Below are 11,418 nucleotides of genomic sequence, written 5' to 3' on the forward strand. Positions count from 1 at the left end.
CGGCTAAGAATCGCGCCGAGGGAACGGAGACGTCGTCGTGGATTATGGGTTGCTGCCCCCTGAGGTGAATTCCGGGCGGATGTATGCCGGGCCGGGCTCGGGACCGATGCTGGCGGCCGCGGCGGCCTGGGATGCGTTGGCTGCGCAGTTGGAGTCCGCCGCCAGCGGCTACTCGGCGGAGGTGTCGGGGCTTACCGGGCGGTGGTTTGGTCCGTCGGCGACGGGGATGGCGGCCGCGGCCACACCGTTCGTGGCGTGGTTGCAGGCCAGTGGGATTGCGGCAGCGCGCACCGCGGCCCAAGCGTACGAGGCGGCGGCGGCCTACGAGGCCGCGTTCGCGATGACGGTGCCCCCGCCGGTGATCGCGGCCAACCGGGCGCAGTTGATGGCGTTGATCGCGACCAACTTTCTCGGGCAGAACACCCCGGCGATCGCGGCCACCGAAGCCCAGTACATGGAGATGTGGGCCCAAGACGCTACCGCGATGTATGCCTATGCCGCTGCATCGGCGCCCGCGAGCACCCTGACCCCGATTCACGAACCGCCCCAGACCACCAACGAGTCCGGGCGCGACGCGCAGGCCCGTTCGGTTGCCCAGACCGCGGGCAACACAACCGGCGCCCGCACCCAGTCACTGACCCAGCAACTCAGCACCAACGCGACCCGCCAGCTAGCCTCCCCCAACACTGCCGTCACCGGCGAGATCACCGGGCCCGGCACATACGGCCCCGGCACCTACACGACGTCACAAGGGGGCATCGTCAACATCGGCGCCGGCAGTTCCCTCGTCGTCGGCGATGGAACTCTCGTCGTATATCCCGATGTCGGCACCGCCCTCAACATCGAGTCCGGCAGCACAGTCATCCTCAACGGCGGCCTTCTCGTGATCGGCAACGGCGCCACACTCACCATCGAGTCCGGCAGCACCTTGACTCTCAATACCAACAGTCTCGTCGCTATGGGGGCGGGAGGCGGCGGCAGTATCACCATCGTCAACAGCACCGTCACCCTCGGGTTCGGGTCCGCCGGAGGGGCATTGGAAACCTACGGCGGCAGCATCAACATCATCAGCGGCGTGATTTCCACGACCGGCAATGTCATTCTCGCGGAGCCCTATACCGTCAGTGCGGCCGCCGCCGTCCCATCGGCGTCCACCGGGGCGGGCGCCATACCCGGGGCCGGCGTGCTCAGCAGCTCACCGGGCCTGGCGGGAACCGCGGGAATTCAACCCCAGCTCGATGCACCCAGTCTCCTGCAATGGGCGCAAAACCTGGTCGGCGCCGAGGCGGCGGCGGGGGCGGTCTGACCATCACCGGCCACTAGCACACCGGGAGGGTCGAGCGGCCGGTTCAGATCAGTTGGCCGACCACGAATCCGGCGAAGATGACGCAAAAGCCCCCGATCTCGCCGGCGATGAGCAACGCCATCGCCAACCCCGTGCCCGGTGCGGGGTCCGCGAATTGGTTGACGGTGTCGCGCCGCGCCCCGTGCTCGATGTAGCTCAGGATGGCGCCGACGAAGAAGAAGACGACCACACCGGCCGCGCTCAGGTTGACCCACGTCGGCCACGCGCTGAGCTCGACGAAGACCGCCAGTAGCAGCGTCGCGAACGAGTAGAGCAACGCCGCCCGGTGCGCGATGTCCACGTACGGATGCGCGCGATGGTCGGCCGCGGCCATGATCTGCCGGTACTTCCACACCCCAAGCACCAGCGCCAGCAGAAAGATCAGGCCGGCCGCCAGCAGCGTGACCTTGGTGTCGAGTCCGAGGGAGTAGCTCATCGCCCGCTGAGTTTAGTTGCCCTTCATAAAGATCGACTAACGTGAATTCCATGCGATTCGCGTTCAAGACCTCACCCCAAGACACCACCTGGGCGGACATGCTCGCCGTCTGGCAGACCGCCGACGATATCGACGTCTTCGAGTCCGGGTGGACCTTCGACCACTTCTATCCGATCTTCTCCGACAGCACCGGGCCCTGCCTGGAGGGTTGGACGACGCTGACCGCGCTGGCGCAGGCCACCAAACGACTGCGGCTGGGCACCCTGGTCACCGGGATCCATTACCGGCACCCGGCACTGCTGGCCAACATGGCCGCCGCGCTCGACATAATCTCCGGCGGCCGGCTCGAGCTGGGCATCGGCGCCGGGTGGAACGAGGAGGAGTCGGGCGCCTACGGCATCGAATTAGGCAGCCTGCGGGAACGCTTCGATCGGTTCGAGGAGGCGTGTCAGGTGCTGATCAGCCTGCTCAGCCAGGAGACCACCGACTTCGACGGCAAGTTCTACCAGCTCAAGGGCGCCCGCAACGAGCCCAAGGGCGTGCAGCGCCCCCACCCCCCGATCTGCATCGGTGGCAGCGGGGAGAAACGAACGCTGCCCCTGACCGCCCGCTATGCGCAGCACTGGAATTTCGTCGGCGGCCCGCCGGAGGAATTCGCGCGCAAGCGCGACGTGCTGGCCGCGGAGTGCGAGAAGATCGGCCGCGACCCCAAGGAGATCACGCTGTCGGCCCACCTGCGCCTGGACGAGGAGCGCAACTACCAGCAGGTCCTCGAGCAGGCGGCTGGACTGGCGGCCGAAGGGCTCGACCTGGGCATCCTGTACATCAACCCACCGCACGACCCGGCCGTTCTGGAACCGCTGGCCGAGGCCATCCGCGATTCGGGGCTGTTGGACGGCTGATCGCGGGCCGGCCGCCACGAGCGGCTTTGAGCAAACCCCCGAGTGTTTTACGCGGCCGCGTCGGCCGTTCACACGCCGAAGAGCAGCAGATCCTCGGCCGTAACCAGACGTTCGTGCTTGGCGGGAAACTCGCGACTTTTGACCGGGTGACGCAGCCATGACCAGGCCATTCGCCCCATCCGCGATCGAGGTAATGGATTCATATGCACAGTGACCACTCCTGCGACGGTCTGTTCAGCCGGGGCCTCTGTGGCATGAAGCCCACAGCGGTCCATTAGACACCCACGCCCTGGCAAACTAGGGCAGGCTCGCCCAACGATTGTCGGCGTGTTTCTGGTGTGACTGGTGTGATTACTGCAGCGGCACGGCCGTCGGCTTGACCGGCGCGGGCAGCGCGGTCGCGCCCATCAGGTACCGGTCCACGCCGGCGGCCGCGGCCCTGCCTTCAGCAATCGCCCAAACGATCAACGACTGGCCGCGACCCATGTCCCCGGCCACGAACACACCGGGCACCGACGTGTCGAAGTCGGCTCCGCGCGCCACGTTGCCGCGATCGGTCAGTTTGACCTCGAGGTCGGTGAGCAGCCCCTCGCGTTCCGGGCCGACGAACCCCATGGCCAGCAACACCAGGTCGACCTCGAGCTCGAAGTCCGAACCCTCGACCTTGACGAACTTGCCGTCCTGCATGGTGACCTCGTGCGCCTTGAGCGCCGTCACGCGACCGTCCTCGCCGATGAACTGCTCGGTGTTCACCGAGAACACCCGCTCACCGCCCTCTTCGTGCGCCGACGACACCCGGTACATCAGCGGATAGGTCGGCCACGGGGTCGATTCGGCGCGAGTGTCCGGCGGGCGCGGCATGATCTCGAACTGGTGCACGACGGTCGCGCCCTGCCGGTGCGCGGTACCCAGACAGTCCGCCCCGGTGTCACCACCACCGATGATGACGACCTTCTTGCCCTTGGCGGTGATGGGAGGTTGCCCGTCGGGCCCCAGGACGTCATCGCCCTCCTGCACCCGGTTCCCCCAGGGCAGGTACTCCATCGCCTGGTGGATGCCGTCGAGGTCGCGTCCCGGGATGGGCAGGTCCCGCCCGGCCGTGGCGCCACCGGCCAGCACCACCGCGTCGAAGTCGGCGCGCAACTGCTCGGCGGTGATGTCCACCCCGACATTGACGCCCGCACGGAATTCGGTTCCCTCGGCGCGCATCTGGTCCAGGCGCCGGTCGAGGACCCGCTTCTCCATCTTGAATTCCGGAATGCCGTAGCGCAGCAGCCCACCGATGCGGTCCGCGCGCTCGAAAACGGTGACCGTGTGGCCGGCCCGGGTCAGCTGCTGGGCGGCGGCCAAACCGGCCGGGCCCGAGCCCACCACCGCGACCTTCTTCCCCGTCAGCTTGTCGGGGGGCAGCGGCACGACGAAGCCTTCCTCGAAGGCGTGGTCGATGATCTCCAACTCGATCTGCTTGATCGTCACCGGATCCTGGTTGATGCCAAGCACACACGCCGGTTCACACGGCGCCGGACACAGCCGCCCGGTGAAGTCCGGGAAGTTGTTGGTCGCGTGCAGCCGTTCGATCGCGTCGCGCCAACGGCCCCTGCGTACCAGGTCGTTCCACTCCGGGATCAGGTTGCCCAGCGGACATCCGTTGTGGCAGAACGGGATCCCGCAATCCATGCAACGGGTCGCCTGCTCGCGCAGGGTGTCCTCGTCGAAGTCCTCGTAGACCTCGTGCCAGTCCTTCAACCGCAGCGGGACGGGCCGACGCTTCGGCAGTTCCCGGTGGGTGTACTTGAGAAAGCCGCTCGGATCAGCCATGTGCGGCCGCCATGATCGCCTTGTCCACGTCGGTGCCGTCGCGTTCGGCCTGGGCGATCGCCTGCAGCACCTTCTTGTAGTCGCGCGGCATCACCTTGACGAAGTGGCGCTGTTGGGAGCGCCAGTCCGCCAGGATCCGCTGGCCGACCGCGGAATCGGTGGCGTCCACGTGCGCCTGGATGATGCCGTGCAGGAATTCGGCGTCATCGGAGTCCAGACTCTCCGTGTCGACCATCTCGATGTTGAGGTTGTCCGGCAGTTCCTCGTCCGGGTCGTACACGTAAGCCACACCGCCTGACATTCCCGCCGCAAAGTTGCGGCCGGTCGGCCCGAGAATCACGACCCGACCACCCGTCATGTATTCGCATCCATGGTCACCCACGCCCTCGACGACGGCGTGGGCGCCGGAGTTACGGACCGCGAACCGTTCACCGACCACCCCGCGCAGGAACGCCTCGCCGCTGGTCGCACCGAACAGGATCACGTTGCCGCCGATGATGTTGTTCTCGGCCACGTAGTCCTGCGGGGTGTTGTCGGAAGGACGCACCACGATCCGGCCACCGGACAGACCCTTGCCGACGTAGTCGTTGGCGTCGCCGTAGACCCGCAAGGTGATTCCCTTCGGCACGAAGGCCCCGAAGCTGTTGCCCGCGGACCCCTCGAAGGTGATATCGATGGTCCCATCCGGAAGCCCCTGGCCGCCATAGGCTTTCGTCACCTCGTGGCCGAGCATGGTGCCCACCGTGCGGTTGACGTTGCTGATCGTGGTGGAGAATCGCACCGGCTTGCCGGAATCGAGTGCCTCACGGCTCATCACGATCAACTGCTGGTCCAGCGCCTTGTCCAGGCCGTGGTCCTGCCGGGAGCTGCAGTAGAGGTCCTGGTTCATGAATGCCGACTCGGGCTCGTGCAGCACCGGCGCGAGGTCCAGCTTGTGCGCCTTCCAGTGCGCGCGAGCCAGGGTGGTGTCCAGCGCCCCCACCTGGCCGATCGCCTCGTTGAGGGTACGGAAACCCAACTGCGCCATGTACTCCCGTACCTCTTCGGCGATGAACATGAAGAAGTTCTCGACGAATTCGGGCTTGCCGGTGAACCGCTCACGCAGCACCGGGTTCTGGGTGGCCACGCCGACCGGGCAGGTGTCCAGGTGACACACCCGCATCATGATGCAGCCGGCCACCACCAGCGGTGCGGTGGCGAAGCCGAATTCCTCGGCGCCGAGCAGCGCGGCGATCATCACGTCCCGGCCCGTCTTGAGCTGGCCGTCCACCTGGACCACGATTCGGTCACGTAAGCCGTTGAGCAGCAATGTCTGCTGCGTCTCGGCCAGGCCCAACTCCCACGGCGCACCGGCGTGTTTCATCGACGTCAGCGGCGTCGCGCCGGTGCCACCGTCGTGACCGGAGATCAACACCACGTCGGCGTGCGCCTTGGAGACACCGGCGGCAACCGTGCCGACGCCGTTCTCGGAGACCAGCTTGACGTGCACCCGCGCCGACGGGTTGGCGTTCTTCAGGTCGTGGATCAGCTGTGCGAGATCCTCGATGGAATAGATGTCGTGGTGCGGCGGCGGCGAGATCAGCCCGACACCGGGTGTCGAATGCCGCACCTCGGCGACCCACGGGTAGACCTTGTGCCCGGGAAGTTGGCCTCCCTCACCGGGTTTCGCGCCCTGCGCCATCTTGATCTGGATGTCGGTGCAGTTGGTCAGGTAGTGCGACGTGACGCCGAAGCGCGCGGAGGCGACCTGCTTGATCGCGCTGCGCCGCCAGTCGCCGTTGGGGTCGCGGTCGAAACGCTTGACGTCCTCGCCACCCTCGCCGCTGTTGGACCGCCCGCCCAGACGGTTCATCGCGATCGCGAGCGTCTCGTGCGCTTCGGCCGAGATCGAGCCGTAGCTCATCGCACCGGTGGAGAAGCGCTTGACGATCTCGCTGGCCGGCTCGACCTCTTCCAGCGGAACCGGGGGACGCACACCGCCACGGAATTTGAGCAGGCCGCGCAACGAGGCCATCCGCTCGCTCTGGTCGTCGACCAGGCGGGTGTAGTCCTTGAAGATCTTGTACTGGCCGGTGCGAGTCGAGTGCTGCAGCTTGAACACGGTCTCCGGGTTGAACAGGTGGTACTCACCCTCACGGCGCCACTGGTACTCGCCGCCCACCTCGAGCTCGCGGTGCGCGCGCTCGTCCCGGCGGTCCAGGTAGGCCAGCCGGTGGCGGGTGGCGACGTCGGTGGCGATGTCCTCCAGGGTGATCCCGCCGATCGGGCAGCTCAGCCCGGTGAAGTACTCGTCGAGCACGTCCTCGGAAACGCCGACCGCCTGGAACAGCTGCGCGCCGGTGTAGGAGGCCAGCGTCGAGATGCCCATCTTGGACATCACTTTGAGCACGCCCTTGCCCGCGCCCTTGACGTAGTTGTTCAAAGCCTTCTCGCGCTCCTGCCGATCGGAGAAGCCGTCGATCGCGCCGCGGTCGAGCATGTCCTCGATCGACTCGAACGCCAGGTAGGGGTTGATCGCCGCCGCGCCGCAACCGATCAGCATCGCCATGTGGTGCACCTCGCGGGCGTCACCACTCTCGACGACCAGGCCCACCTGGGTGCGCGTCCGGTCGCGGACCAGGTGATGGTGCACACCGGCAACGGCGAGCAGCGACGGGATGGGCGCCATCCGCTCGTCGGACTCGCGGTCCGACAGGATGATCAGGCGCGCGCCGTCGGTGATCGCGGCCGACGCCTGGGCGCGCACGTCGTCGAGCGCCGCGGCCAATCCTGCGCCGCCCTCGGCGACCGGGTACAGGCAGCGAATCACCTTGGACCGCATGCCATGCGGACGCCCGTTGACCTCGTCGTCGGGATTGAGGTTGATCAGCTTGGCCAGCTCGTGATTGCGCAGAATCGGTTGCTGCAACATGATCTGGTGGCAGGAGTTCTCGGTCGGCGTCAGCAGGTCACACTCGCCGCCGGTGGTGCCCTGCAGGCTGGTTACCACCTCCTCGCGGATGGCGTCCAACGGGGGGTTGGTCACCTGCGCGAACAGCTGCTGGAAGTAGTCGTAGAGCATCCGCGGCCGCTGCGAGAGCACCGCGACCGGGGTGTCGGTGCCCATCGAGCCGATCGGCTCGGCGCCGGTGCGCACCATGGGCGCAACCAACAGGTTGAGCTCTTCATAGGTGTAGCCGAATGTCAACTGCCGCTTGACGAGTCGATCATGCGGCATCCGCACGTAGTCGCCCTGCGGCAACTTCTCGAGGGGAACCAGGTTCCGGTCGAGCCATTCCTGGTACGGGTGCTCGGCCGCGAGTTCGGCCTTGATCTCCTCGTCGGAGACGATGCGCCCCTGCGTCGTGTCCACCAGGAACATCCGGCCGGGCTGCAGCCGCATCCGGCGCACCACCGTGGCGGGGTCCAAGTCCAGGACGCCGGCCTCGGAGGCCATCACCACCAGACCGTCTTCGGTCACCCAGATCCGCGACGGGCGCAGGCCGTTTCGGTCGAGCACGGCGCCCACGATCGTGCCGTCGGTGAAGGTGATCGAGGCGGGCCCGTCCCAGGGCTCCATCAACGAGGCGTGGTACTGGTAGAAGGCCCGCCGCGCCGGATCCATGGACTCGTTGCGTTCCCATGCCTCGGGAATCATCATCAGCACCGCGTGGGCCAGGCTGCGGCCACCGAGGTGCAGCAGTTCGAGCGCCTCGTCGAACCGCGCGGTGTCCGAGGCGCCCGGGGTACAGATCGGGAACAGCTTTTCCACGTCGGCTTCCGAGCCGAAGACGTCGGTCTTGATCAACGCCTCGCGGGCCCGCATCCAGTTCTCGTTGCCGGTGACGGTGTTGATCTCACCGTTGTGCGCGACCCGACGGAACGGGTGGGCCAGCGGCCAGGACGGGAAGGTGTTGGTGGAGAACCGGGAGTGCACGATGCCCAGCGCACTGGTCAGCCGATCGTCCTGCAGGTCAAGGTAGAACGCCTTCAGCTGCGGGGTGGTCAGCATGCCCTTGTAGACCAGGGTCTGACCGGAAAGGCTTGGGAAGTAAACGGTTTCGCGACCGGGACCGTCCTGACCGGGGCCCTTGGTGCCGAGTTCGTGTTCGGCGCGCTTGCGGACCAGGTAGCACCGGCGCTCCAGCGTCATGTCCGACGCGCCGGCCAAGAACACCTGCCGGAACGTGGGCATCGCGTCACGCGACAGCGCGCCCAGTGAGGAGTCGTCGATGGGTACGTTGCGCCAGCCCAGCACCGTCAGGCCCTCGGCTTCGGCGATCTTCTCCACCGCATCGCACGCCGCCGCGGCATCCTTGGACGACTGCGGCAGGAAGGCGATGCCGGTGGCGTAGCTGCCCGCCGGGGGCAGCTCGAAGTCGACGGCGGCACGCAGGAACTCATCCGGTACCTGGATCAGGATGCCGGCGCCGTCACCGCTGCGCGGCTCGGCGCCCTGAGCACCGCGATGTTCGAGGTTGAGCAGAGCGGTGATTGCCTTGTCCACAATGTCGCGGCTACGACGGCCGTGCATATCGACGACCATGGCTACCCCGCACGAATCGTGCTCGAACGCGGGGTTGTATAACCCGACGCGCTTGGGCGTCATATGCACCTGACCCTTCACCTGAACGTTTCGAGCGGCGTTAACGGCTGCTTCGATGAGGTCTTACCCGGAGGTTGCGGGCTACGGACCCCTCGGTCTTGTCTCGATAGGCTGTCCCCCAGGCGGAGACGATCCCGTTAGGGATGCGTCCGTGCAGCGCTGAACGGTGGCCTGGAAACCGGTCTCGACAAGTCGTAAAACGATATGACAATACCCGCCTGACATGCCAACTTCGTCAAGTCTAACCGCCAGCTGGCAGCACCGTAAATTTCGCGAAGGCCGACGGGCGGCAACCCGGCCGACGTGCTGTTCGATGGCTGCTCAATGGCTGCTCGATGGCTGCTCGATGGCTGCTCGATGGCTGCAATCTTCGTCACAACCGCGCCGCTGGAAGCGCTCCGGTGGGCCCGACCCGGCCCCGGAGGACGTTTGCTGTCTCCGCCTGAGGGCGTGGTCACCACCCCGGCATCGGCTCACCTGGTCGTGCTCAGCGCGCGGGCCGAGGCACCCGGGCCGCAGGGCAGTAAGCGCTGCTAAGTTTGCACGGTAGCAATGCGAGGCGCGCAGGAGATACTGGGCGGGTACCGGTCCGCATCCGGCGACGGTGATGGGACCGTGGTACTTATCACTGGTCCCGGACGAACCACCTGACCGCCGATGGATCGCCCGGCACCCGAGGAGCCCATGAACGAGCGCGACGAATTCCTGCGGGACCGTCTGCAGCCCCCGGCCAGCGCACCGCAGCCCCCGCCCGGTCGGCACCTGCCGTCAGCTGGCACGGCGCGCGCGGGCCAAATTCCTTGCCGCGCAACCCAAAACCAACGCGATCGCGTCCGCCGAGCATCAGCTCGTCACCGACAAATTCATCACCGCGTGCGCCAACGGTGACCTCGCCGGGCTGGCCGCCGTGCTGGACCCGACGGTGTGGGGCGTGGGCACGATCCTGGCCGACCCGGCGCCGCCGCCACAGATCAACCACGGTCCGCAGGCGGTGGCCACCAACCTGCTGCGCTACCTGTGGCCGGACGTGACACTGGTCAGCGGCCCCGCCGGGGGGCCGGCCCTGTTGGCCTTCAGCGGCCGCCGTCTGTTCGCCGTCATCGTGCTCACCATCCGCGGGTCCCGTGTGGTCAAGATCGAGGCCATCGCCGACCCGTCGGCACGGGCGGGCCAGGTGGCCGAGCGGGCCTAGCCCCGCCCGTTCTCGGCGCGAGCCGCGAAGTACCCCGCGATCGTCGCGGTGACCTCGAGAAACTTCCTCCGCGTGGCCGCGGCCATCTCGTGGCTCACGTCGATGACACCGCCGGGCCGTAGGTGCGGGTCGAAGGGCACTTCGATCACCGGCCGGCCGTGATCGATGAACTCCCGCGCCAGCAACGCCCGGGTGCGCTTGTCGGCGTGGCCGTCCGAATCGTTGAGCACGACGATGCTGTTCTCCAGCAGGCCTTCGAAGCCCTGGTCGGCCAGCCACTCCATGGTCCTGGCGGCGGCGTTCGCGCCGTCCGCCCACGGCGAGGACACCACGATCAGCGCATCCAAGTCGCGCAGCACCTCCTGGGTGACCGGTGCGTCCATGGTGGAGCCGCAGTCGATGACCGAGATCGCGAAATGGCGGTCCAGGCGCAGCGCGGCCTCCCGGTAGATCGCGGGGTCGAGCACCCGGCGCGGGCCGGACGCCGGCTCGCCGCCGAGCACGTGCAGCCCGGCGGAATTGCGGCCCACCCGGGCAACCATGTCGCTGAAGGACTGCAGGTTCTTGTCCGTGGTGAGCTCCCAGAACGACCCGGTCGAACTCGGGTCGATTCGGCTGCTGAGCCGGCCGAAGGCGGTGTCGGCATCGATCGCCACGACGTGGTCTTGCCTTCGGAGCTCGGCGAACAGGGATCCGACGCTGGCGGCCACCGACGTCTTCCCCACACCGCCTTTGCCCAGGACGCCGACCTTGAAGTTGCCGGGGAGGCGGGTCCGGATGGCCGACTCGAACTGGGCGTCCTGCTGTTGGGCCGGCGAGGGACCCAGCTTGACCAGGCCAAAAGTCATCAGCCGGAGAAAGCGTCGCCAACCGCGGTCGGGTAGCGCGTCGAGGCCCACCGTGGCCCGCGCCGGCGGCACCGCGGGGGCCGGCGCGGGCGCCTCCGCGGGGGACGACATCACGGGTGGCCGCGGGGCAGCGACCGGGGGAGCGGGCTGTCGTGGCGGAGCGGGCGGGTGCTGGAGAGGCGCAGGTGGGCGGACCGGCGGCGGGCCCGGCGACGGTGGCAACGGCGCGGGTCGCTGGCCGACCGCAAGCGGCGGGGGCGGCGCGCTCGCGGCCGGGGGACCTTAGCGTGTC

At 67.6% G+C, this 11,418-nt stretch carries 6 protein-coding genes and 1 pseudogene; 3 read left to right on the forward strand and 4 right to left on the reverse strand.

Annotation, left to right across the window (positions count from 1 at the left end; all coding sequences use genetic code 11):
• The first annotated feature begins 37 nt into the window (after positions 1–37).
• Positions 38–1,306 (forward strand): PPE family protein, encoded by a 1,269-nt coding sequence (locus A5692_RS30255; protein ID WP_082962662.1) that lies wholly within the window; start codon positions 38–40, stop codon positions 1,304–1,306.
• A 43-nt stretch (positions 1,307–1,349) separates the two neighbouring features.
• On the opposite strand, the gene A5692_RS13250 is transcribed toward A5692_RS30255, so the two are convergent.
• On the reverse strand, positions 1,350–1,781 hold the full coding sequence (locus A5692_RS13250) for a hypothetical protein (RefSeq protein WP_068056662.1): 432 nt from the start codon (positions 1,779–1,781) through the stop codon (positions 1,350–1,352).
• A 50-nt stretch (positions 1,782–1,831) separates the two neighbouring features.
• On the opposite strand from A5692_RS13250, the gene A5692_RS13255 reads away from it, so the two are divergent.
• Complete coding sequence (locus A5692_RS13255) at positions 1,832–2,683, forward strand: LLM class F420-dependent oxidoreductase (protein ID WP_067919016.1); 852 nt, start codon at positions 1,832–1,834, stop codon at positions 2,681–2,683.
• 351 nt (positions 2,684–3,034) lie between these two features.
• Here the strand turns inward: A5692_RS13255 and A5692_RS13260 are convergent, their stop codons facing one another.
• A complete protein-coding gene (locus tag A5692_RS13260) occupies positions 3,035–4,501 on the reverse strand; it encodes a glutamate synthase subunit beta (RefSeq protein WP_068056664.1) in 1,467 nt (488 codons plus the stop codon).
• The gene (gene gltB, locus A5692_RS13265; RefSeq protein WP_068056674.1) at positions 4,494–9,089 is read right to left on the reverse strand and encodes a glutamate synthase large subunit; all 4,596 of its coding nucleotides are present in this window, start codon (positions 9,087–9,089) and stop codon (positions 4,494–4,496) included. Before gltB ends, A5692_RS13260 begins: the two co-directional genes overlap by 8 nt.
• Positions 9,090–9,834: 745 nt before the next feature.
• On the opposite strand from gltB, the pseudogene A5692_RS13270 reads away from it, so the two are divergent.
• Positions 9,835–10,278: pseudogene (locus tag A5692_RS13270) on the forward strand (RNA polymerase subunit sigma); the annotation flags it as partial.
• Here A5692_RS13270 and A5692_RS13275 read toward each other — a convergent pair.
• Positions 10,275–11,237: a MinD/ParA family protein gene (locus tag A5692_RS13275; RefSeq protein WP_068056668.1), complete on the reverse strand. Its 963-nt coding sequence runs from the start codon at positions 11,235–11,237 to the stop codon at positions 10,275–10,277. The pseudogene A5692_RS13270 and the gene A5692_RS13275 overlap by 4 nt on opposite strands.
• Positions 11,238–11,418: the final 181 nt, after the last annotated feature.

Origin of the sequence: Mycobacterium sp. E342, from assembly GCF_001667665.1 — a bacterium.
In the GTDB taxonomy this organism is placed as follows: Bacteria; Actinomycetota; Actinomycetes; order Mycobacteriales; family Mycobacteriaceae; genus Mycobacterium.